Here is a 24,135-nt window from a genome sequence, read left to right on the forward strand (position 1 = left end):
TCAAATGCTCTATCTTATTGTTTTTACGCAACCCCAGACGGAAAGCGGCTCACGCACTTATCGTGGAATTGCTCTAGCTCGTCGAAATATGCTCAGCCAAGCACCCTCGCCGCCTTATGTCCAGATCTATCGAGTTTCCCGCTTGCTTTGGTCCTGCGCCTTCTGAGTTTCACCGAGATATTCCTCGTGCAGTCCCTCGATTCGATGCAGCAGATATTTGACGAAATCGTCCGGGACGGCCTTCGTGAACGTGAGCTTGGTTCCCGCCTTGGCATAGTTCACCACCGCAAGGGTCAATCCCTTGGAAACAACTTCTTGGACATGGTCCACAGCGGCTGGAGAAGCCTCCTTGGCAGTGGAGACCGCGTTCAGCACGGCGGCAAACCTGTTGTCGCTGGAAAGCGGCTGAACATCCGATCCCGTGAGAATGCGCTCCGCGATCCCTCTAGCATCGGCATTTGCGCTCCAACGCTCAGCCAACTGCGCCCAGCGCCGCCGCCCGGTCTCCGGAGCGGCGCCAATGCCCGCCAGAACTGCTTTTGGGAAGCTTCTTGCGATCTGGAGCATCTCGGAGATGTGCGATTTTCCGGTCGCCAGCGAGGCGCAGATCACTTCGCGTTTAAACCCTGCCTCTTCCTGACTGAGGGCGAAAACGCACTTCTCGATGAAGGACAGGTCATCGCGATTGGCATTCTCTTCGCCCTGGATGACGATCGCCTGTTCATCGGAAAGATCACGGACGATCGCCCGGAACTTGATGCCGAGAAGCTTTGCGGCCGCAAGACGGCGCCGGCCGAAGACGATCTGAAATTTGCCTCCCTCCCCGCTGATGGGTCGAACCAGGCCAGGCGTGGTCTGTCCATGCTCTCGCATCGACTCTACGAGATCCTGTAACCGGTCGGTTTCGTAAGCACCGTCGAACCGATCGCGGATTTGCGACGGCAAAACCGCATCTACATCCAGTTCGATAATATGATCCGCATTCCGCAACAGCTTATCGGCAAGTTCACCGCGTTCCTGAAGCTGTCGAACGCCGGCGGCGACCTTGAGGAGATGCGGCGACGGCGATGTCGCGAGCGGCGGCGTGGATGCTTCTTCCGCGAGCCCGACCAGGACGTTTGCGAACATGCCCTTGGAATCTTTTCTGCTCATTGACGCCCCCATGCTTTCCAGAGAAGCTCTTCGACTTCGGCATTCGCGGCATTGATCGATTCAATTGCCCGGTCATAGGTCTTCGGCGCGGAGAACCTGGCCCGCTGCACCTCGTAAAGGCTCTGCTTCCAAGTCAATGCATCTGCGACGGCGGTCGACTTGATCACCGCATTCAAAAGAAGATCGTCGCCAAATACCTGCCGCATCAGCGCCGTCATATTCGCTTGCGGGTGATCGTTCGGCTCGAATTTGGTGATCAGGAACTTGGCGAAATCCCATTGCGCCGAGGTCCCCACCTGCTCAAGGATCTGCATGTAGGACCCGGCAAGCTCGAGGAATTTTGCTGTCGAGTCGACATCGAGCATGTGAGCGGGAACGGGTATCAGAACGCCCGTCGCCGCCGTAAGGGACGACAGGGTGAGAAAGTTCAGCGACGGTGCCGAATCCATCAAGATGATGTCGTAGCGATCCGCGATCTGCTCCAATGCCTGCGAAACCCGCAACAGGAAGCTCGTACCGCCGGATTTGCGCATTTCCAATGCAACGGCGGTTTCGAATTCCGTCAATTCAAGACCGGCGCAGATGACATCGAAACCCGCAATGTGGGTCTGATGAATGACCTGCTCGGTGGGAACGGGATTTTCGAAACGAATGGCCGAATAGAGCGTATCGCCATCACGGTAATCGAAATCGGGCAGACTTCCATGAAGGCTGGTCAACGACGCCTGCGGATCGAGATCCACGGCAAGCACGCGATACCCTTTCAAGGCCAGATAGTGGCCAAGATGGATCGTGGTTGAGGTTTTGCTGGAACCGCCCTTGAAATTCGTGATCGCCAGAATCTGGCACTGTTCGCCCTCGACACGTCGCGGGCTCATCCACTTCTTCCGGCCGTTTTGCGCAAGGTGCATCCTGAGCTCGAGGATCTGCTCCATCGAGTAGAGGCGCCGGCCGTTTGCGACCTCGGGAGATGGCCCCTGCTCTTTCAGCGAAATCTGCCTGATATAGGCTTCGGTGACGTTGAGCAGCGCGGCAACTTCGGAGGAGCTGAATTTGCGCATCGTGCGGCGGGCATTCGGGGGGAATTGCGCGAGGCTAAGATTGCCCAGTGCAACGTCCAGCTTCGCAGAGAATGTCTGCATGAAGGCGAGGCTGCTCAGATGTCGTGTCACCACACTCTCCCATTTTGGCAAGCCTACTAAGCGCCTGGATGGTTAACGTTTTATAAAAAATCCCGTAATTACGCTGAATGCCGATATTACAAACATTTGGCGTAGATAATGCGGTAGCGCGATTCTATCGCCGGCGGCAACCGCGCGTGTTCCCCGCGGGGAACTTTTGCTTGGATATCCCAAACGAGAGGGAGGAGTTCCCCGCGGGGAATATCGCAGGGCGACGAGCAAGCTTGGCAACGTAGCGCCACGGCTAACGCATCATTTACCGATTTCCCCTCGCGCATCACGCCATCGTTTGTAGCCAATTGTATCTGAAGCCCTGAAGGCTACATACCTATTCAAAGCCGAGGGTATCGCGACACATCGCAGATACACGGAGGCGGTCTCTTCATGCCGACCCGAAGCCATATTAGAGAGAGATTAATGTCCGAAGATATCAACCATCATCGCCGCCGTTTCTTTGGTACCGCCGCCATGACCATCACCGCCGCACAACTCGGCCTGTTCGGCGTTGCGCAAGCACAGTCCGCGCAGACCAAGCCGACGGCCCCGCCCGCGATCAAGCCGGGAACGAATACATCCTTTGGTCCTCTCAAACAGATTGATGCGGGCCTGCTGAATATCGGATATGCCGAAGCCGGCCCGGCTGATGGTCCGCCGGTCATTCTTCTGCATGGCTGGCCCTATGACATCCACAGCTTCGTCGACGTTGCGCCCTTGCTGGCGGCTCAGGGCTACCGGGTGATCATTCCTTATCTGCGTGGCTACGGCACAACGCGCTTTCTTTCAGCCAACACCGTCCGCAATGGCCAGCAGTCGGTCGTCGCTACCGATATCCTTGCCTTGATGGATGCGCTGAAGATCCAAAAGGCGGTCCTTGGCGGCTTCGATTGGGGCGCGCGTACGGTCAACATTCTTGCGGCGCTGTGGCCGGAGCGCTGCAAGGCCATGGTCTCCGTCAGCGGCTATCTGATCGGCAGCCAGGAAGCCGGCAAGAAGCCGCTGCCGCCGAAGGCAGAACTGCAATGGTGGTATCAGTATTATTTTGCCACGGAACGCGGCCAGGAAGGCTATGCCAAATACCGGAGCGACTTCGCGAGACTCATCTGGCAGATCGCGTCGCCGAAGTGGAATTTCGACGATGCGACCTTCGAACGCACCGCCGCATCCTTCGACAATCCGGATCACGTCGCCATCGTCATTCACAATTATCGCTGGCGGCTGGGCCTGGCGGAAGGCGAGGCGCAGTATGACGATCTGGAAAAGCGGCTGGCAAAGGCTCCGGTCATCAACGCACCCACGATCACAATGGAAGGTGACGCGAATGGCGCGCCGCATCCCGAACCCGCAGCCTATCGCAATAAGTTCGCGGGCAAGTACGAGCACAGGACCATAGAAGGCGGCATCGGCCACAACCTGCCGCAGGAAGCACCGCAGGCTTTCGCCCAGGCAATCATCGACGTGGATAGATTCTGATCTTCCGAGCAGGGCGCCGGCGTTGGTATAGACTACCGCTGCCGGCGACGTCCTGTTGCGCCGTTCTGGACAGAAGAGGCCACCCGACGATGGATCACATCGACCACATTTTGATCGTTGATGACGATCGTGAAATCCGTGAGCTGGTTTCGAGCTATCTCACAAAGAACGGGCTGCGCACCACCGTCGCCGCAGACGGCCGGCATATGCGGGCATTTCTGGAAACAAATGCCGTCGATCTCATCGTCCTCGACGTGATGATGCCGGGCGACGACGGTCTGGTTCTTTGTCGCGAGCTGCGCGCCGGCAAGCACAAGTCGACACCGATCCTGATGCTGACCGCACGCAACGACGAGACGGACCGTATCATCGGCCTGGAAATGGGAGCGGACGATTATGTGGTAAAGCCCTTTGCCGCGCGCGAGCTCCTGGCCCGCATCAAGGCGGTCCTGCGCCGCACCCGCATGCTCCCACCAAATCTGCAGGTAACGGAAGTCGGCCAGCTTTTGTCCTTCGGCGATTGGCAGCTCGATACGACCGGCCGACATCTGCTCGATCGCGAAGGAACGGCGATTGCGCTCAGCGGCGCGGAATATCGCTTGCTCCGCGTTTTCGTCGATCATCCGCAACGCGTCCTCAACCGTGATCAGCTTTTGAACCTCACACAGGGGCGGGACGCCGAGCTGTTCGACCGGTCTATCGACCTGCTGGTCAGCCGACTTCGCCAGCGCCTCCGCGACGATGCCCGCGAGCCCGCCTATATCAAAACGGTCCGCAGCGAAGGCTATGTTTTCGCAATGCCGGTCGAAATATCCGAGTTGCGCCGATGAGCGACGTCTCAGGGTTTCGAGGTTTCCGGCCTTGGCCACGCAGCTTGGGATCAAGGCTGTTCCTGATCCTTCTGGCCGGGTTGATGATCGCTCAGGGGCTTACCTTCAGTGTCCAGTTCGTGGAACGCTACATCTCCGCCAAGACTGTGATGCTCAACACGCTGGAGAGCGATGTGGCGACCTCGATCGCTGTTCTCGATCGCCTGCCGGCGGCCGAACGTGCCGATTGGCTGGATCGCCTCGATCGCGGAACCTATCGGTTTGTCCTCGGCCCGGGCCTTCCGGGCGTGCCTGATATGACGGAGCAGGGCAGGCAGATTGCCGGAAGAATACAAGACGCCGTCGGCAAGCGCTTTCCCCTCAGCTTCGTGTCGATACCGGGTGACGGCAAGCGCCTCCAAGCCCATCTGACCCTCAGCGACGGCAATCCGCTGACGATCGACGTCAATCCCGCACCCATCATGCCGATGGCCGTATGGCTGCCCTTCGTTCTTCTCCTGCAGCTCGGTCTTCTCATTCTCTGTACCTGGCTTGTCGTCCGGCAGGCGATCCGGCCGCTTGTGAACCTGGCCAATGCCGCCGACGCTCTTGATCCGAACAAGAAGACACCGCGCCTCGCAGAAGCGGGGCCAAGCGAAGTCGCCCATGCCGCACGCGCTTTCAATGCGATGCGCGACCGGATCGCCCATTATCTGGAGGAAAGGGTGCAGATTCTCGCGGCGATCTCGCACGATCTTCAGACACCGATTACGCGCATGAAGCTGCGGGCCGAAATCGCGGAAGACTCCGCGGAGAAAGAAAAGCTGGTGCAGGACCTCGCCGAAATCGAGCGCCTTGTCCACGAGGGGGTAGCCTATGCCCGCAGCGCCCACGGAAATACCGAAAAACCTTCCCGCATTGATATCGGCTCGTTCGTCGAGAGCCTTGCCTATGACTATCAGGACACTGGCAAAGCGGTGATGGTCGCCGACAAGATCGACGGCGCTGTTGTTACCCGGCCGCATGCCCTCCGGCGGATCCTGACAAACCTCATCGACAACGCGCTCAAATTCGCAGGCACGGCGGAGATATCCGTACAGAAGGACGGCACCGGGGCGATCCTTATCAAGGTGCTCGACCGCGGTCCCGGCATTCCGGCGGATCAGCTCGACGCGGTGATGCAGCCCTTCTTCCGGCTTGAACAATCCCGGAGCCGGGGAACCGGGGGAACTGGATTGGGATTGGCGATCGCCGGACAGCTTGCTCAGGCGATTGGCGGCTCGCTCACTTTGCGCAATCGCGAGGGCGGCGGCCTGTCGGCGGAAATCTCCATCCGCTGAGAAGCTGAAAGCCACGCTACGTTTGTATCCCAACGTAGCGGCCCGCTCCCTTCCAACACTTCGTTACACTTTCGCCTCATCGGGACACATGGGGGATACGTCCGCTTCCCCTTATGCGGCCAATGGCTGCTCGTCGGCCATTGCGCCTTGGCGCCCGATCAATCCCTTCAAAGGAAACGAAGATGACGCTACTTGTCATTGCCTATCTCGGAGGCGTGCTGACGATCCTCACCCCCTGTATTCTCCCGGTTCTTCCCTTTGTCTTTGCCCGTGCCGGTCAGCCCTTCGTCAGAAGCGGCCTGCCGATGCTCGCTGGCATGGCGATAACCTTTGCCGCAGTCGCGACCCTTGCGGCCATCGGCGGCGGCTGGGCTATCCATGCCAACGAAAATGGCCGCTACGCCGCCCTCGCGTTGCTTGCCGTCTTCGGTGTAACCCTCGTCTCGCCGCGGATTGCTACAATCCTGACCCGGCCGATCGTTGCCTTGGGAAACAGGCTGCTGAATTCGCCCGGCCAGCATTCCTGCTCCACGGTTGGAAGTTCTCTGGTTCTCGGCATCGCCACCGGGCTGTTGTGGGCGCCCTGCGCCGGCCCTATCCTCGGCCTGATCCTGACGAGTGCCGCCCTTCAGGGAGCGAATGCCCGCACCACTCTGTTGCTTCTTGCCTATGCGGCAGGTGCGGCAACATCGCTCGCCGCCGCCCTTCTGGCTGGCAGCCGGATCTTCGCGGCCATGAAAAATTCGCTCGGATCTGGCGAAAGACTGCGCCAGGCCCTCGGCGCGGCGGTCCTCGCCGGTGTCGCAGCGATCGCGCTTGGCTTCGACACGGGATTTCTGGCGCACTTGTCCTACGCCAGCACCTCGACGCTGGAGCAGGCCGTTCTCGATCATTTCAACGCCGATCGCCCGGACTCCACGGCGACGATGGTGGCCAGCAACACACCGATGATGGCCGCCACCAAGCCTGGCTTCAAAAGCAGACTTCCCGTCGAGGGTCGGCTTCCCTCGCTTGACGGCGCTGTTACATGGTTGAACTCGCCGCCGCTGACCGCCGAGCAGCTTCGCGGTAAGGTCGTGCTCGTGGATTTCTGGACCTATTCCTGCATCAACTGCATCCGCACCATCCCCTACATCAAAGCCTGGTCGGACAAATACCGGGATCAGGGGCTGATTGTCATCGGCGTGCACGCACCGGAATTCGCTTTCGAGAAGAACGTCGATAACGTGAAGGAAGCCCTCAAGGACTTCGACATCGGCTATCCCGTCGCCATCGACAACAATTACAGGATTTGGCAGGCGTTCCAGAACAGCTACTGGCCGGCACTCTATTTCGTCGACGCCAAAGGGCAGATCAGGCACCATGTTTTCGGGGAGGGCGAATACGATACCTCCGAAAAGGTCATCCAGGAACTGCTGGCGGACGCCGGCAGCGAGATGCCCGAAAACAGCATGGTCACGCCGAATGCGCGAGGCGCTGAGGCTGCACCCGATCTCGGCAACATCAGATCCGGCGAGACCTACATAGGCTATAAGGAAGCCTCGAACTTCGTATCGCCGGAGGGTCTGAACGGGAATGCCGCCCAGAACTATACGACCGGTGAACCCGGTCTCAACGAATGGGGCCTCTCCGGCAACTGGACCATCGGTCCCGAACAAGCGACGCTGAACAAGGCCGGCGGCGGCATCACCTATCGCTTCAGCGCCCGCGACCTGCACCTTGTTCTCGGCCCCGGTGCCGATGGCAAGCCGGTGCGGTTTCAGGTCACAGTCGATGGCAAGGCGCCGGGTGCCAGCCATGGCGCCGACACCGACGCCGAGGGCAACGGCACAATCACTGAAACACGCCTCTATCAGCTCGTGCGCCAAGCCGGCGATCTCGGGGAGCGGACTTTCACGGTCCGCTTCCTCGATCCCGGTGTCGAAGCCTACGTATTCACCTTTGGATGAGGAGCAGGACGATGCAGCGAGACGTCCTGCGGCGGCAGCGCGGAAACCGGAATTAGCAACCGCCCGCCGCCCTCTTTGTACGGCAATGTACAAAGCCGCCGGCACCCCACACTCCGTTACACTTCGGCTCGATCAGGACACATGCCGGATACGTCGACACTGCTTTATGCGGGCAATGGCTGGTGAGCAGTCATTGCCCGCATAAGGGCGCCATCAAAGACATCAAAGGAACCGACATCATGACCCAGACCGGCAAGGTACTCTATACCGGCAAGACCCACACCACCGGCGGCCGCGACGGCGCATCGCGCAGCTCCGATGGCCGCCTGGACATCAAGCTTTCCTCCCCCGGCACCTCTGGCGCCGGCACCAATCCGGAGCAACTGTTCGCTGCCGGTTGGTCGGCCTGCTTCGAAGGTGCAATCGGGCTTGCCGCCGGCAAGATGAAGGTCGCCGTTCCGGCTGATGCGGCGATCGACGCCGAGGTGGATCTTTGCCTCATCGACGGCGCATATTTCCTGCAAGCTCGTCTCAATGTCAGCCTGCCGGGCTTGGAGCGCGATGTGGCTCAGGCGCTCGTCGAGGCTGCGCATCAGACCTGCCCCTATTCCAAGGCCACGCGCGGCAATATAGACGTCGTGATCAACGTGGTCTGACCCGATCTGCCTTCCCAATCGCTGCAGCGATAGAATGACCATCGCACGCCGGCACAACAGCCGGCGTGCGATTGAATAAGTCTTGGCAGCGATCAAAGCTTTCCGCAGCAAGTGTCCCGCCTTGAACGCAAGCCGACGCCCATCCATCTAATTCTCACTACAGCGCCATGGCGAACCAGGGCATCCCCTGTGATCGGTCGCCGGCGGCAGCGACGATGGGCGCCGCTGTTTGAGGATCAAACGATGGGTTTCATAGATAAGAACATTGTGCCCGCAGACGACGGGGCACTGATCGATGCATATTCTCAATCCATAGCAAGTGCGGTGGAGGCGGTTGGACCGGCGGTCAGCCGGATCGAGCGTGTTGGCGGCAAGGGCGGGCATGGTTCCGGCTTTGCCGTCTCGCCGGACGGGCTGATCGTCACCAACAACCATGTCGTCGACGACGCCAAGATCGTCCGCATCACCACCCCTGACGGTTCCGTCACCGAAGGACGCGTGCTCGGACGCGACGTCGACACCGACATCGCTCTCATCCGAGCGAATTCCGGCGTCGGCGCCTGGGCTCGGCTTGGGGACTCCAAGCGTCTGCGCAGGGGCCATATCGCCATCGCCATCGGAAATCCGCTCGGCTTCGAATGGACGGTGACCGCCGGTATCGTATCAGCGCTTGGTCGCTCGATGCGATCTGCGAGCGGACGCCTGATGGATGACGTCATTCAGACCGACGCCGCGCTCAATCCCGGCAATTCCGGAGGGCCGTTGGTATCGTCGAGTGGCGAGGTCATCGGGGTTAATACGGCCGTCATCCAGGGCGCGCAGAGCATCGCCTTCGCGGTCGCTTCCAATACGGCGAACTTCGTGGTTTCGGAAATACTGCGCTACGGCCAGGTCAGGCGTGCCTTCATCGGCATCGCCGGCGATACGATCGAGCTGCCGCGGAGGATTGCCCTTGAGGCCGGGACGGGCCAGGGAACCTCGGTGCGCGTCAGACGCGTCGAACCCGGCGGTCCTGCCGAGCGCGCAGGCTTGCGGGACGGCGACTATATTCTGGCAATCGACGGCACCCCGGTCAGTGGTGTCGACGACATCGTAAGGCTGATGGGCGGCGAGAGGATCGGTCAAAACACCGACCTGCTCGTCTTCTCAGTCGCAGGCCGAATTGAGAAACGGATCTTGCTGCCGGTTGCCCGGTCGTAGGCATCCGAGGAAAATGACAACGCCGGCCGGTTCAGTTGATCTGACCGGCAACGAACGGTCGGTGGAGAATGTTGAGAAGAGCCTATTTTTCCACGTAACCATGTGGACGCGCTCCACCGCACAAAGGACACTATCATGGCCCAACCCGCCCTTTTCACGCCGTTTCGCGTTCGCAATCTCGACTTGGCCAACCGCATCGTCATTGCGCCCATGTGCCAATATTCGGCTGAGGATGGATGCATGAACGATTGGCATCTCATTCATCTCGGCCAGCTTGCCCTCTCGGGAGCGGCCTTGCTGACCATCGAAGCAACCGCCGTTCTTCCCGAAGGCCGCATCAGTTGGGCGGATGTCGGGCTGTGGAATGATGAAACAGAAGCGGCCATGCGCAGGACGCTTGAGGGCATCCGGCGGTGGTCGGACATGCCGCTCGGAATTCAATTGAGCCATGCCGGCCGCAAGGCGTCGACCGAAGTCCCCTGGCTCGGAGGCGCGCAGATCGCTCCGGGCACGCCGCATGGCTGGCAGACGGAGGCGCCCTCCGCCATTCCCTTTACCGAGGGGCGCGTTCCGCCGACTGCATTGGATCGTGACGGGTTGCAGCGGATTCGCGATGCCTTCGCGGCCTCGGCCGTCCGCGCAGGTCGACTTGGCCTCGACTTCATCCAGCTTCACGGAGCCCACGGCTATCTCCTGCACCAGTTTCTCTCGCCGCTTTCGAACCGGCGAGAGGACGAATATGGCGGCTCACTGGAGAACCGGATGCGGTTTCCGCTGGAGGTGTTCGATGCGGTGCGCGCCGCCTTCCCCTCCGATAAAGCGCTCACCATGCGGGTCTCGGGTACGGATTGGGTCGAAGGCGGCTTGACCCTCGATGAGATCGTTGCTTTCGCCAAGGAGCTCGATGCCCGCGGCTGCGACGCGATTCACGTCTCCAGTGGCGGCCTTCACCCGGCGCAGCAGATTCCGATCGGGCCGAGCTATCAGGTGCCGCTTGCCCGCGCCGTCAAGGCTGCCGTTCGCATGCCGGTGGTCGCCGTCGGGCTGATCACCGAGCCGACGCAGGCAGAAGCGATCGTCTCGACCGGGGATGCCGACATGATCGCGCTGGCGCGCGCCATTCTCTACGATCCCCGTTGGCCATGGCACGCAGCGGCCGAATTGGGAGCTCAGGTGCGGGCGCCCAATCAATATCTCCGCAGTCAGCCGCGTCAATTCAAGGACCTGTTCGAGCTGGGCGGTACCGCCACCCGCGCGTAACGAGGGGCATCCAGTCTTCTCATCACGGCCGCAGCGGGAACTGCGCACTGTCGCCGTCGTTATGCCATCAGGCTATAGCGACGGAGAAACACCATGGAAATCGCAGGACGACCCGGTTCGCATGCGCTCAGCGCATTTTTTGACGACGAGGCCGACGCCGAAAAGGCATCCGAAGAACTCATAGAGGCCGGCATACCGAAAGATGCCATCACCATGACGCCCGGAAACCGGCCCGATGTACCGCCAATCGATCATATCGGCTTTATCGACGCCCTGACCGGGTTCTTCTTTACGGAAGAGCAACGCAAGAACTACGCGGAGGCGCTTCGACGCGGTGGCGTCCTGCTGACCGTGCAGGAAGTGAACAAGGAGCAGCACGACGCTGCGCTGAATATCCTGGCTGAAAGGGGAAGCATCGATATGGATGAGCGCGTGGAGGAGTGGCGGCGCGAGAATTGGAAATAGGTGGCTTCGCGACGCGGACAAGCGAAGACCGCAGTTCATAATATCTGCGAAATCGAAATCATCGATGCTGCCGACCGAGAGGTCTAGGGGCACCGCGAGGCCAATTCGCGCTTATTCGGCGGCCATGCTCTTATATGAATTGATCTGCGATCACCCCAGTCGCATGCTCAAGAATAAAAATGAAAGGAGCATGTCGAAATCGCGCCGGTTCGAGCGTCTTAAGGGAATGGACGGCCACGGACGAGGGCCGTCCATGCCGCACTAAGATCGATCGCACAAATAGAGGGGTTAAGCGGATATGAACGTTTCCTATCGTTGGGTCATCGTGGCCGCCGGCGCGCTGATGACCTGTGTTGCGCTTGGCGCGATGTTTTCACTGGCTATCTTTCAAATGCCGATCGCTACGGCCACCAATTGGTCGCATGCGGGCATTGCGAGCGCGATGACGCTCAATTTTCTGGTGATGGGTCTCGGTGGTTTCCTGTGGGGCGCGGCAAGCGACCGCTTCGGGCCTCGCATCGTCGTGTTGACAGGCGCAGTCCTGTTGGGCCTTGCGCTTGTGCTGGCGAGCCGCGCCGGATCGCTCCTCGAATTTCAATTGACCTATGGCATTCTCGTGGGCCTCGCCGCCAGCGCATTCTTCGCACCGATGATCGCGGCCACCACCGCATGGTTCGAGGAAAACCGCAGCCTCGCCGTTTCGCTGGTCTCCGCTGGCATGGGCGTTGCGCCGATGACGATTTCGCCATTCGCCCGCTGGCTGATTTCGACCTATGACTGGCAGACCGCCATGATGCTCATCGGTTGTCTCGCCTGGATACTGCTGGTGCCGGCGGCACTGCTTGTGCGACGCCCGCCGGTTGCTGCGGGTGGTTCGGCTGCCGATTCCGCGGCCGAAGGTCCCAGCGTACCGCTCGGGCAGATATTCCGATCGCCGCAATTTCTCGTTCTCGGAGGAACCTTCTTTGCCTGCTGCGCGGCGCATTCGGGGCCGATATTCCACATGGTAAGCTATGCGACGATCTGTGGCGTGGCACCGATGGCGGCCGTCAGCATCTACAGCGTCGAAGGGCTAGCAGGGCTCGGCGGCCGGCTCTTATATGGCACGCTTGCCGACAGGGTCGGCGTCAAGCCAGTCCTGGTCGCGGGTCTACTGGTGCAGGCGGCAGCTCTCGCGACCTATCTCCTCGTCAGCGAGCTTGACGAATTCTACGCGCTCGCGGTCATCTTCGGCAGCGCCTATGGCGGGGTCATGCCGCTTTATGCGGTGCTTGCACGCGAATATTTCGGCCCCCGCGTCATCGGCACCGTCTTCGGCGCGGCAACGATGCTGTCGAGCATTGGAATGGCGTTCGGTCCGCTGGTGGGCGGCTGGATCTTCGATACATTCGCGAACTATTCCTGGCTCTTCATCGGATCGTCCATGGTCGGCCTCGGTGCAGTCGCCATCGCGCTCGCCTTTCCGCCGTTACGGCGCGTCGGACTTCAACCGGCGTAGTCCGAACGCGGCGCCAACGCATGTGACTGAAACGATCACGGTCCCCATAGACATGAGATGGGGGCCGCATAGAGCCGTTCGCCGAATGGCAGGATCAACCTCGTTCTGGTCGAAAATGAAGAGGGCTGTCGGCTAGCTTCTTCAGGCAAAGGGGTATTCCGTCCAATTCGGATTTTTGTTTCGTCCAATCCGGATTTTAACGCCGTCCAATCCGGAATTGACGAAATGGATTTGCGGGCGATCTCGGCGATCCGAGGCTATCGCTTTTGCAGGAATACCTTACCCCTCCCACCGCCTTACACACAGTTTTAGACGGTGGAGGCAAGTTGTTGGCATTGCATTTTTCAATTTTTGGTCAACACTTCTCTCGTGCATCAGGTGCGTGACCTCTGGGGGGAGGAAATCCGGGGGCGTTCACCGGCGCTTGGCTTGCCGTCGATCGACCGAAAAACCAAGCGTAATGCCAACATGGGAGGATATGCACGGTTCTGGCGTCCATATCCTTGGTGCAACTGGGAGGAATAAGAATGGCAACCACTGCTGTGGGTGAAGCTTCTGGTCGGGGTATGACCAGGGAAGAGAAGAAGGTGATCTTTGCATCTTCGCTCGGAACTGTTTTCGAATGGTATGATTTCTATCTCTATGGTTCTCTGGCCACATTCATCGGTGCGGCCTTTTTCAGCGATTATCCGGAGGCAACCCGCAATATTTTCGCGCTGCTCGCTTTTGCGGCAGGCTTTCTCGTCCGGCCGTTCGGCGCGCTGGTCTTTGGACGGATCGGCGATCTCGTCGGCCGCAAATATACGTTTCTAGTCACGATCACGATCATGGGCCTGTCGACCTTCCTGGTCGGCGTCCTGCCGGGTTCGGCCAGTTGGGGCATCATTGCCCCGATCATTCTGATCGGATTGCGCCTGTTGCAGGGCCTGGCACTCGGCGGGGAATATGGCGGCGCCGCCACCTATGTCGCCGAACATGCGCCCAACGACCGGCGGGGCTATTACACATCCTGGATTCAGACGACGGCGACGCTCGGGCTCTTCCTGTCGCTCATCGTCATTCTGGTGGTGCAGAATTGGCTTGGCAAAGGCGCCTTTGCCGATTGGGGCTGGCGTGTCCCCTTCGTCCTGTCCTGCGTCCTTCTCGGCATTTCCGTTTGGATTCGGCTATCGCTCAGTGAATCCCCGGCCTTCCAAAAGATGAAGGAAGAGGGCAAGGGCTCCAAAGCACCGCTGTCGGAAGCTTTCGGACAGTGGAAGAACGCCAGGATCGCTCTGCTCGCACTTTTCGGCCTCACGGCCGGCCAGGCCGTCGTCTGGTATGCGGGCCAGTTCTATTCGCTGTTCTTCCTGCAGAACGTGCTGAAGGTCGATGGCCAATCGGTCAATATCATGATCGCCATAGCCCTCGTGATCGGCAGCGGCTTCTTCGTCGTGTTCGGCTGGCTATCCGACAAGATCGGCCGCAAGCCGATCATCATGGCGGGCCTTGCCTTGGCGATCCTGACCTATTTCCCGCTGTTCAACGCATTGACCCGCGCGGCAAACCCGGCTCTCGCCCAGGCAGAGCAGACGATCCGCGCCACCGTCACCGCAGCGCCCGGCGATTGCACCTTCCAGTTCAACCCGGTCGGAACGGCGAAATTCAACAGATCCTGCGATATCGCGACGTCATTCCTGTCGAAGAGCTCCGTCCCCTATGTCATCGTCGCTGGCCCGGCCGGCCAGCCGGCAACGGTAACGGTGGCCGATACGACCGTGACCTCATTCGATGCCGTCGCCGCGGGCGCGGACGCTGCGGCAAAGACCGCCACGTTCACACATGATCTGAACCTTGCTTTACAGAAGGCCGGCTTCCCGCTCGCCCGCGATCCGGCCAAGGTACCGGATGTCAAGCTGGATAGCTTCATTGCCGCAAACTCTGAACTCAACCTCAATGCCGCGACGATCCGTGCCGGGGAAAAGACAGTCACTCCGGTGGCCGATCTCGTCAAGGCGAAGCTGCTCACGGCGGAACAAGCGGCCGGGGCAACGGAAATGGCCGTCTACACCATACCGAACGGCGGTGCGTTTAAAATGGTCGCCGATCCCAATGCGGTAAACTGGCCGCTCACCATCGCCATTCTCACCATTCTCGTTATCTATGTGACCATGGTCTATGGTCCCATTGCCGCGATATTGGTCGAGATGTTTCCGACCCGTATCCGCTATACCGGCATGTCCTTGCCCTATCATATCGGCAACGGCTGGTTCGGCGGCCTGCTTCCGGCAACGGTCTTTGCGATGAGCGCTGCCAAGGGCGATATTTATTACGGCCTTTGGTATCCGATCGCGGTTGCGGCAATGAGCCTTGTCATTGGCCTTATCTTTATCCGCGACACCAAGGGCGTTGACCTCAACGCCATCCAATAGCAACGCAAACAAAGCCCGGCGCGAGACATCCCGCCGGGCTTTTTGTACCTGACGTTTGGTAATTTGCAGTCGCTGCCGGCGAGGGAAAAATGAACAAGACGCATCCGCTAAAGGGCCCGAACCGGCTGAAGCTTGGCGTGTTCTCCGCCAATGCCGATGGCGGGCTGGCGATCACCGATGTGCCGGAACGCTGGGCCGCCGGCTGGCAGGACAATCTGACTGCAGCCCAGATCGCCGATCGTGCGGGCCTCGAATTCTTTCTACCGATTGCCCGTTGGCGCGGCTTCGGCGGCAAAAACCGGGTGCGCGAATGGTCGTTCGAGACCTTCACCTGGGCGGCGGCGCTGGCGGCAGCGACCGAGAAGATCGGCCTGTTCATGACCGTGCATGTGCCGTTGGTGCATCCGCTCTATGCCGCCAAGTCGCTGGCGACCGTCGATCACATCAGCCAGGGCCGGGCCGGCCTCAACATCGTCTGTGGCTGGAACCCGAAAGAATTCGGCATGTTCGGCGTTCCCTTGGTCGAGAAGGGCTACGATCAGGCGGCAGAATGGCTGGAGATCGTCGAAAAGGTCTACGCCTCCGATGAACCCGTGGACTACGCCGGCACCTACTATACATTGAAGGAAGCCGTCAGCCGTCCGGCGAGCCTGCAGACACCGCGGCCGGTGACGATGAACGCAGCTTTCGGTGGCCCGGGCCGCGACTTTGCGGCAGCAAACTGCGACTATCTTTTCACCACCTTCACCGAGATCGCCGATGCCGGGAAACACGTCATCGACATAGCTGAACGGGCGGAAAAGCAAGGCAGGGATGTCGGCGTCTACACCGTCTGCCATGTGGTTTGCCGCGAGACCCAGCAGGAGGCGGAGGACTATTACACCCGCTACGCCGTCATCATGGCCGATCACGCCGCCGTCGATCAGCATATGGCCGGCAAGAAAGAGTTCTCGCAATCGCATGACAGGGATGCCTATGACCGCTACCGCCAGCGCTTTGCCGGTGGCGCCGGCAGCTATCCCCTGATTGGCACGCCGGAAAAAATCGTCGAGGACATGATCGCCATATCAGCCCAAGGCTATGCCGGCATCGCCCTATCCTTCGTCAACTACACGCAGGAACTGCCCTATTTTTGCGATCGAGTCATCCCGCTTTTGAAAAAGGCGGGGCTTCGCGTCGAATGAAAAGGCGTCGTCATCGATATGACGACACCTGACGAGGACGAAACAGCGCCGCCATTGCGTTTGCTAGGCGCTTAAGCCCGCTCCGCCCAGATCTTTGCCAATTCGACAAGCGTCTTGACGCCCTTCTCCATATCCTGCCGGCTGACCCATTCGAGCGGCGAGTGAAAGGCATGGCCACCGGCGAAGATGTTGGCGCAGGGCAGGCCCATGAACGACAGCCGCGAACCATCGGTGCCGCCGCGGATGCTGCCGCGTACAGGGGTCATGCCAGCGCGCCGGACGGCCTCGATGGCGTTGTCGGCGATTTCCGGATGGCGGTCGAGAATGGACTTCATGTTGCGGTATTGCTGCTTGACGCTGAAGGAATAGGTGGAGCCGGGATAGTCCGTCATCACCTCTTTTACGATCGCCTCAAGCATGGTCTCCTTGCTGGCAAGACCGCCGTCGTCGAAGTCGCGGACGATAAAGCCGAGGGCTGCCTTTTCCATCGAACCGGTCACGCCGGTCGGGTGAACGAAGCCATCCCTGCCCTCTGTCGTCTCCGGCGCCATATCCTTCGGCAGTCGGCTGATGATGTCGCCGGCGATTTTGATGGCGTTCTCCATTTTGCCCTTGGCGAAACCGGGATGGATGGCCACACCTTGAATGGTGATTTCGACACCGTCGGCAGAAAAGGTTTCATCCTCGATATGGCCGGCCGTTTCGCCATCGACGGTGTAGGCAAACTCGGCGCCGAGCTTCGTCAGATCGACCTTGTCGACCCCTCGCCCGATTTCCTCGTCCGTCGTGAACAGGAGCTTGATCGCTCCATGTTTGATCTCCGGATTGTCGACGAGGAATTGCGCTGCCGTCATGATTTCCGCAAGGCCGGCCTTGTCATCGGCGCCGAGCAGCGTCGTGCCGTCTGACGTGATGATGTCGTTGCCGATCTGGTCGCGCAGGACCGGATTGTCGCTGACGCAAATGATCTGTTGCGGCTCGCCTGGGAGCTGGATGTCACCGCCACCATAATTTCGAAGGATTTGCGGTTTGACGTTCGTTCCGGTGAAGTCGGGCGCGGTATCCATATGCGAACAGAAGCAGATGACCGGGACCGGCCTATCGACATTGGAGGGAATGGTTGCGTAGACATAGCCGTGCTCATCGAGATGCGCGTCGGAAAGGCCGATCGCCAGCAATTCCTCGACCAGGATGCGGCCAAGATTCCTTTGCTTTTCCGTGGAGGGCTGCGTCGATGACTTGGGATCCGATTGGGTGTCGACAACGACATAACGAAGGAAGCGGTCGGTAACGGTATCAGTCATGAGCTTTGGGTCCAATGTGCCTATCGGCGATAACTCAGCTATAGCCCCCGTAGGTTTGATCGTGAATGCATTTTCGTTCCGCTGAGGCGTTTTGTCGGTGCGGCAACCCGGTTTTGCGCGCCCGGTCCTCAATACCATGATTAGCCGGCTCAATTAATTGAGCCTAATCGTCCCGCATCCGTCGGCATCCAGGACTCTGCTTTTGCGCGTGCTCTCCCGCAGGAGGCGGTACGGAATGCGATTGCTGCGTGACGGCCACGCTTCGAAACCTGCGGCCATCATTTATCCTGTAAATCATGTCCCGGACGTATCCTCCTCGAGAAGGAGCATACGCCCAGGGCGAAAATAGCAGTGGAGATTATTCTACCGTGCTCAGCGTCACCGACGTACCGGTAGCGGCGACATTGAGCCCGAGCTGGCCGGTCACGCTGATTAACTGGAGATGGACGGAGCCGGAGGAGCCGCCGAGAAGGACGTTGGCGCCGACGCCCGCACCAAGGGTCGCTTCGGCGGTAACGCCCGTATAAAGGCCGCTCAGCGCACCATGATGATAGCCGGCTGTGGGAGCAAAGACGAGCCAGACAAGGCGGCTGCGGGTCGTGAAGCCGAGATCGACGCCCAATTTTCTGATCGCACCGCTATAATGGTCTATACGCTCTCTTCCGACGGTCGAGCGGAAAACACAATCGGCTTCCTTGGCGGATCCGAGCACATAGCCGACACCGCCGCCGATGTCGCATGTGAGATAGCCGATCTTCACGCCGTTGCGCTCGTCCGGCTCCCGGTAGGTGGTCTGCAGGTCGGCCGCGTGCGCCGCCGCCGCACCCATGACGATCAATGATGCTGCTGAAAATGCCGTCGCGAGTAATTTTTTCATCTTTCTCTCCTGTCAGAGTATTCAGGGCGCAAGGCACCCCGCTCGTCGAGCCGTTGAGTCGGCTCTAACTAACGTCCGTCTTTGCAGAACGATCCCACAAAATTGAGGCGGCTATCGTAGTTATCCCATTCATAATATAAGCGATTACGAAAAAGACAAAAGCCCCAGACGCTTCACGTTTTGCGATCCGCGTTATCACATCTCGACATGCGACAATCGGCTCGAGCAGGCGTCCTGGCCGCGATATTACGACCGGGCTTGATGGCGCGCTGAGCTGTTGCCATTCGTCGCGAAGGCAAAGACGTCGACTGGTTCGCCAAGTCCCTTGAGAGGGAAGGCACCGAGGCTTTCCATCTCGATTTCACAGCCCGCCATCTCGACGAAAGCCTTGGACAACAGCACAGGCCGCTTGACCTCCTTAGTCAGCGTCTCAAGCCGCGAAGCGACATTGACGGCCGGGCCGATCACGGTGAAATCGAGGCGGGTCCGCGAACCGATATTGCCGTACATCACATCGCCGACATGCACGCCGACGCCATAGCGCAGCACCTCGCGGCCTTGCCGGCTATTTTCTTCATTCAATGCGCCGACCGCAGCCTCCGCCTCGCTGATCGCCTGGAGAAGATTGGCGCAGGCCATCGGGTCGCTCAGCGGAAAAATCGCCAGCAATCCATCACCCATGAATTTGAGGATCTCGCCGCCATGCTTCTCGATCGGCTCCGACATCGCGTCGAAATAGCCATTCAGAAGATCGATGACGTCGTCGCGCGGCCACATGTCCGAAATCGTCGTGAAGTCGCGCAGGTCGCAGATGAGTATGGCCGCGCCGACGGTGGTGCCGCTGCCGCGGGTCGTGGCGCCCGCCAGGATCTGCTCGCTGGCATGCGGCCCGACATAGGTGCGCAGAAGCGTCCGGGCCAGGATGTTCTTCAGCCTGATCTCGCTTACCAGCGTCAGGGCCGGCAACAGGTCTTTCAGGAAGGTGACGTGCTCTTCGGTAAAGCCGCCCGGTATGTCGGCGGCGAAGGTGACGATATGGCGTTTGCCGAGCGTATGGTAGATCGGCCAGGCGATATAGTCGGTCAATCCCTCGGCATGCATTTCCTCGTAAAGCGAATAGGCCGGCCGATCGGCCTTATCCAGCTCTTCAAGGTTCTGCCGGACCTCGGTGGCACCATTGAAGATCTCGTTGATCGGGCTTGCCAGAAACTGCGGCGTCGTCTCGACGCCATAGCTGAAGGTGCTGATGTTCGCCTCCTTCAACCCCGTGCGCCAGAGGATTCGTGCGCCGAGCCACTGCGGGTGAAGCGTTCTGAAATGCATCGTCGCCCTTGCGACGGGGATGCCCGCGGCCCGCAGCCTCTCGCACAAATCCACGAGGATATTGTCGATGAAGCGTTGGTCGCGGGTGTCATGCATCAGCCAATCAAGGATATCACTCCGCCTTATCGGCCACATACCCTGGCTCTCGACATGCGAGCGGGCCGCCGCTTCCGGTGAAAATTGCATTATCCATACCCCACGAATAGCTGGTCTCTGTTGTCGCGCAACGATCCACGCCGAAGCGCGAATATACGCCGATTGTCATTTGCCTGGAACGACAATCGGCTTCAGCCGGCGATTTTATAAACCGCGGCGCGAAGGTATATCGCCTTCGCACGCGGCGTATTCGATGCAGATAAGATCGAGCTTGACGTTTGTTAAGAGCGAGATGGTTGGCCTGTGTGCCTGCTTTTCGCAATCTTGGCCGGAAGGCCTCTGGTCAGGCCGAACGAGCGGCAGCATGAACCGCCGGTTCCTGCGAACGTTTTGTCGTGGCCTTTCCTGCCAAAAACTCCGAGCTCGTCAGGCTGATTTGGCCGCTGGTGATGATCTGATGCAGAGGTACCGGGCGACCCAATAAATATCCCTGTGCTTCATCACAGCCTTCCGCGCTCAGAAGCGAAAGTTGGCCCTGTGTCTCGATGCCTTCGGCGAGCACTGGAATATCGAGGCTCTTGCCGAGAGCCAGCACAGCACGAATGATCGCCTTGGCCTGCGGACTGGATTCGATTTCGCTCATGAAGGAGCGATCGAGCTTGATCTTGTCGAAAGGGAAGGAGCGCAGCGTATCGAGCGACGAATACCCCGTCCCGAAATCGTCAAGAGCAATGCTGACGCCGAGCGCCTTGATCTGGCGGAGCATATGCAGTGCGCGCTCCCGATCGGCGAAGATGGTCGATTCCGTCAGTTCCAGTTCCAATCGATCGGCTGGCAGTCCCGTTTCAATCAGGATTTCGAGGACCAGCTTCGGCAGATCGGTGTGCGCGAATTGAACCGGAGAAAGATTGACAGCAACCTTGTAGGGAGGCTCCCAGGACGCCGCCCTGGAGCAGGCGGTTCGCAGCACCCATTCCCCCATTTGCTGGATCAGGCCATTTTCCTCTGCAAGCGGGATGAAGTCGCAAGGTGGGATGAAACCATGTTGCGCATGCTCCCAGCGAAGCAGAGCCTCATATCCGCAGACTTCGCCGGTCGAGATGGACGTCTGCACCTGGTAGTGAATATCCAACTGGTTGTTTTCGATTGCTTGCCGAAGCTCGCTTGCCAGAGTCCGGCGAGCCCTGACGGTTTCATCCATCGATTGCTCATAAAAGCAAACCGCTCGCGTGACGTCCGTCTTGGCGCGGTACATGGCGAGATCTGCGTTATTGATCAGAGCCTCTTTGCTGTCGGCATTATCGGGGTAGAGGGCAACGCCAAGGCTGGCTCCCGGGACGACCTCATAATCATCAACGCGAACGGGCTCGAAGAGAGCGGCTTCGAGACGCGCCAGAAAATCGGCAAGGCCGGCCTGGTGCCGCATGCGATAAATGGCGGCAAATTCATCGCCGCCGAGCCGGGAAGCGAACTCGCCATCACCCAGAAGGTTGCTCATGCGCCGCGCGAGGATCTTCAGCACCTCGTCGCCGGTGGCATGACCGCGAAGATCGTTGATCTCTTTGAAACGGTCGAGATCAATGCCAATCAGCGCAACCTTACCTCCTGTTTCGTCGGCAATGCGGAGTTCTTGATCGAGATGATCATTGAAACTCGCCCTGTTCGGCAGGTTCGTCAAATTATCATTCATGGCCATGTGCCGAAGTCGTTCATACGACTCTGCGCGCATGCTGTTATCTATGAGATAGCTGGCAAGCCCCGCGCCGACGATGATTAACGCAACCCCGGCAACGGCCAGTGCAAGCGCCTGCAGAGCTGCCGGATTCGAAAAAGTGCCGTCGATCAGCATTGGGGAAACACGGAACGCCGTCATTCCGGTGAAATGCATGCTGACGATCGCCAGAACGAGAACGCCCGTCGCACTATATTTATCGCTGCGAGAGGCACGGCGCATCGCGAAATGCAGGGCCAAGCCGGAAAACACGACAGAGAGCAAGATCGACGCTACAAGGTAAGGCTTATCCCACGAAACGATGCCTTGCACGCGATAGGCCATCATGCCGGTATAGTGCATCGCGACAATCGCAAGGCCGACGACCGCGCCTCCGACGGCCGGTGCAATCTGCGTTAGGCCACTCGCCGCTACAACAAGGCCTAGTTGAACACCGACCATTGCGATCAATAGCGACATAATGGTCATGACCGGATCGAAGCCCACAGGCACATCCGGATAATAGGCCAGCATCGCTATGAAGTGCGTGCACCAGATCGCGGAACCGGCCGCGACCGTCGTCAGAAGATGCCATCCGATCCGCTGTACACCGGTCGTGCTGGCTGCTCGGTCGAATAGGCGGATGATAACCCAGGAGCCCGCGATGCATACAATTGCGGCAACGATCACCAGCCAGATATCATGTTTGCTGACTATACAGCCCAATACGGTCATCATCGCCTAACAGCTTTCGAGATACAAAGGTATGCTTAGCTTTATTCTCTAATTTCCGTTTCTTTCATTCTGGTGAAGATGAGGCAGCAATTAGGGGACGAGTGCACCTATGAGAACCGGTACCCTCCCTCAGTTTGAAATCATCATACCATTCAGGATCCCTGGCGGCACGTTCCGGTTCGCATCGCATTTCACCTCCGCTTCTCTGCCCGTCTGCAAAAGGTGACTGTACTCGTGTGCTGCTCATCGCTATCTCTGATGCAGATCAGCTCCGCCGGCACGGCGGCGATTTGAGCGCCAGTGCAAGACCCTTCTGAAGGAGACTATTCATGAACCCGTCCGAAGCATCGCGCGTCATAGCGGATGAGGCCAAGACCTGGCGTCGCGAGATACACCAACATCCTGAGCTGCTATTCGATCTGCCACGCACATCGGCGATGGTGGCGGAGAAGCTGAAGGCGTTTGGCTGCGACGAGGTGGTGACGGGGATGGCCAAGTCTGGGGTCGTGGCAGTGATCACGGGCAGCCGAGGCAGTGGCAAGACAATCGCGCTTCGCTGTGACATGGACGCTCTGCCGATGTCCGAACAGACGAATTTGCCCTATGCATCGAAGATACCGAATATGATGCATGCCTGCGGACATGACGGCCACACCGCCATTCTACTGGGCGCCGCCAAACGCTTTACCGCCGATCGCAATTTCGCGGGCAAGATCGTTCTGATCTTCCAGCCGGCGGAAGAGGGCGGCGGTGGCGGGCGCGTCATGCTGGAGGAGGGGCTGCTCGATCGTTTCGGCATCGATGAAGTCTATGGCATGCACAATCAGCCGGGGCTTGCCGTCGGTTCGTTCGCCATCCGCAGCGGCCCGATGATGGCTGCCGGTGATCGTTTCGTCATCACCATCAACGGACGAGGCGGTCATGCGGCCTCGCCGCATCTTGCCCGCGACCCCGTGCTCGTCGCGTCGCATGTCGTTGTCGCGCTCCAATCGATCGTCTCGCGCTTTACCGATCCGTTCGACCCTGTCGTCATCTCCGTCACCTTCATCAGCGGCGGCGATCGGAAAGCGCTGAACGTCATTCCTCCCGCAGTCGAAGTCGGCGGCACGGCCCGGACGATGTTGCCGGCGACGCGCCGGGCCGTCGAACAACGGTTTCGCGAAGTGGTGACGGGGACAGCGAAGCTCCATGACGCGCAGGCCGAAATCGACTGGCGTCCGGGATATCCGGTGACCGTCAACAATGCCGAGAAGACCGCGGTTGCGATCGCCGCAGCCAACAGCGTTGTGGGCACTGAGCGCGTCAATGGCAACTGGCCGATGACGATGGGCTCGGAGGACTTCTCCTATATGCTCGAAAAGCGGCCCGGTGCACTCATCTGGCTCGGCAACGGCGACAGCGCCGATCTGCATAATCCGGCCTATGATTTCAATGACAATGCGATCGCTTACGGCATCGACTATTGGGCCGCCCTGGTTGCGCAGCAGCTATCGTAGCTGCTTCGATCGTCATTA

18 protein-coding genes are annotated in these 24,135 nt (G+C 59.6%); 12 read left to right on the forward strand and 6 right to left on the reverse strand.

All coding sequences use genetic code 11. The features are described 5' to 3' along the window. Nucleotides 1-126: 126 nt before the first annotated feature. Both repB and repA read right to left on the reverse strand, forming a co-directional pair. Nucleotides 127-1,152, reverse strand: a complete 1,026-nt coding sequence (gene repB, locus QD357_RS15270) for a plasmid partitioning protein RepB (protein ID WP_414124545.1) — start codon at nt 1,150-1,152, stop codon at nt 127-129. After that, nucleotides 1,149-2,324: a plasmid partitioning protein RepA gene (gene repA, locus QD357_RS15275; RefSeq protein WP_183938410.1), complete on the reverse strand. Its 1,176-nt coding sequence runs from the start codon at nt 2,322-2,324 to the stop codon at nt 1,149-1,151. Before repA ends, repB begins: the two co-directional genes overlap by 4 nt. A 426-nt stretch (nt 2,325-2,750) precedes the next feature. Here repA and QD357_RS15280 point away from each other — a divergent pair, with 426 nt between their 5' ends. From QD357_RS15280 to QD357_RS15330, 11 genes are all read left to right on the forward strand, one after another. Next, a complete protein-coding gene (locus QD357_RS15280) occupies nt 2,751-3,803 on the forward strand; it encodes an alpha/beta fold hydrolase (RefSeq protein WP_414124546.1) in 1,053 nt (350 codons plus the stop codon). A gap of 89 nt (nt 3,804-3,892) precedes the next feature. Continuing rightward, the gene (locus QD357_RS15285) at nt 3,893-4,633 is read left to right on the forward strand and encodes a response regulator (protein WP_414124547.1); all 741 of its coding nucleotides are present in this window, start codon (nt 3,893-3,895) and stop codon (nt 4,631-4,633) included. Continuing rightward, nucleotides 4,630-5,952 carry an ATP-binding protein gene (locus QD357_RS15290; protein ID WP_414124548.1) on the forward strand — a complete coding sequence of 441 codons (1,323 nt, stop codon included), beginning with the start codon at nt 4,630-4,632 and terminating at the stop codon, nt 5,950-5,952. Before QD357_RS15285 ends, QD357_RS15290 begins: the two co-directional genes overlap by 4 nt. Before the next feature lie 182 nt (nt 5,953-6,134). After that, nucleotides 6,135-7,901, forward strand: coding sequence for a cytochrome c biogenesis protein DipZ (locus tag QD357_RS15295; protein WP_414124549.1), 1,767 nt, complete (start codon nt 6,135-6,137; stop codon nt 7,899-7,901). Between the two features lie 239 nt (nt 7,902-8,140). Further along, on the forward strand, nt 8,141-8,557 hold the full coding sequence (locus QD357_RS15300; RefSeq protein WP_183938635.1) for an organic hydroperoxide resistance protein: 417 nt from the start codon (nt 8,141-8,143) through the stop codon (nt 8,555-8,557). 243 nt (nt 8,558-8,800) lie between these two features. Then, complete coding sequence (locus QD357_RS15305; protein ID WP_183938405.1) at nt 8,801-9,757, forward strand: S1C family serine protease; 957 nt, start codon at nt 8,801-8,803, stop codon at nt 9,755-9,757. 135 nt (nt 9,758-9,892) lie between these two features. Further along, nucleotides 9,893-11,017 carry an NADH:flavin oxidoreductase/NADH oxidase gene (locus QD357_RS15310; protein ID WP_414124550.1) on the forward strand — a complete coding sequence of 375 codons (1,125 nt, stop codon included), beginning with the start codon at nt 9,893-9,895 and terminating at the stop codon, nt 11,015-11,017. Nucleotides 11,018-11,110: 93 nt separating this feature from the next. After that, nucleotides 11,111-11,482, forward strand: a complete 372-nt coding sequence (locus tag QD357_RS15315) for a hypothetical protein (protein WP_183938403.1) — start codon at nt 11,111-11,113, stop codon at nt 11,480-11,482. A gap of 298 nt (nt 11,483-11,780) precedes the next feature. Further along, nucleotides 11,781-12,980 carry an MFS transporter gene (locus tag QD357_RS15320; protein WP_183938402.1) on the forward strand — a complete coding sequence of 400 codons (1,200 nt, stop codon included), beginning with the start codon at nt 11,781-11,783 and terminating at the stop codon, nt 12,978-12,980. 527 nt (nt 12,981-13,507) lie between these two features. Then, entirely contained in the window at nt 13,508-15,391 is a 1,884-nt protein-coding gene (locus tag QD357_RS15325) for an MFS transporter (RefSeq protein WP_183938401.1), read from the forward strand. Nucleotides 15,392-15,480: 89 nt separating this feature from the next. Continuing rightward, nucleotides 15,481-16,575 (forward strand): LLM class flavin-dependent oxidoreductase, encoded by a 1,095-nt coding sequence (locus QD357_RS15330; protein WP_414124551.1) that lies wholly within the window; start codon nt 15,481-15,483, stop codon nt 16,573-16,575. A gap of 71 nt (nt 16,576-16,646) precedes the next feature. Here the strand turns inward: QD357_RS15330 and pepT are convergent, their stop codons facing one another. The 4 genes from pepT to QD357_RS15350 form a co-directional block, all read right to left on the reverse strand. Continuing rightward, on the reverse strand, nt 16,647-17,879 hold the full coding sequence (gene pepT / locus QD357_RS15335; protein ID WP_414124552.1) for a peptidase T: 1,233 nt from the start codon (nt 17,877-17,879) through the stop codon (nt 16,647-16,649). A 358-nt stretch (nt 17,880-18,237) separates the two neighbouring features. After that, nucleotides 18,238-18,756, reverse strand: a complete 519-nt coding sequence (locus tag QD357_RS15340; protein ID WP_183938398.1) for a DUF992 domain-containing protein — start codon at nt 18,754-18,756, stop codon at nt 18,238-18,240. A gap of 246 nt (nt 18,757-19,002) precedes the next feature. Continuing rightward, nucleotides 19,003-20,265 (reverse strand): adenylate/guanylate cyclase domain-containing protein, encoded by a 1,263-nt coding sequence (locus tag QD357_RS15345; protein ID WP_183938397.1) that lies wholly within the window; start codon nt 20,263-20,265, stop codon nt 19,003-19,005. A gap of 253 nt (nt 20,266-20,518) precedes the next feature. Continuing rightward, nucleotides 20,519-22,624 carry a putative bifunctional diguanylate cyclase/phosphodiesterase gene (locus tag QD357_RS15350; RefSeq protein WP_414124553.1) on the reverse strand — a complete coding sequence of 702 codons (2,106 nt, stop codon included), beginning with the start codon at nt 22,622-22,624 and terminating at the stop codon, nt 20,519-20,521. Between the two features lie 326 nt (nt 22,625-22,950). Between QD357_RS15350 and QD357_RS15355 the strand changes: the two genes are divergently transcribed. Further along, nucleotides 22,951-24,117, forward strand: a complete 1,167-nt coding sequence (locus QD357_RS15355; RefSeq protein WP_414124554.1) for a M20 aminoacylase family protein — start codon at nt 22,951-22,953, stop codon at nt 24,115-24,117. Nucleotides 24,118-24,135 lie beyond the last annotated feature (18 nt).

The organism is Rhizobium sp. BR 317 (assembly GCF_047445835.1).
Taxonomy (GTDB): Bacteria; Pseudomonadota; Alphaproteobacteria; order Rhizobiales; family Rhizobiaceae; genus Rhizobium; species Rhizobium paranaense.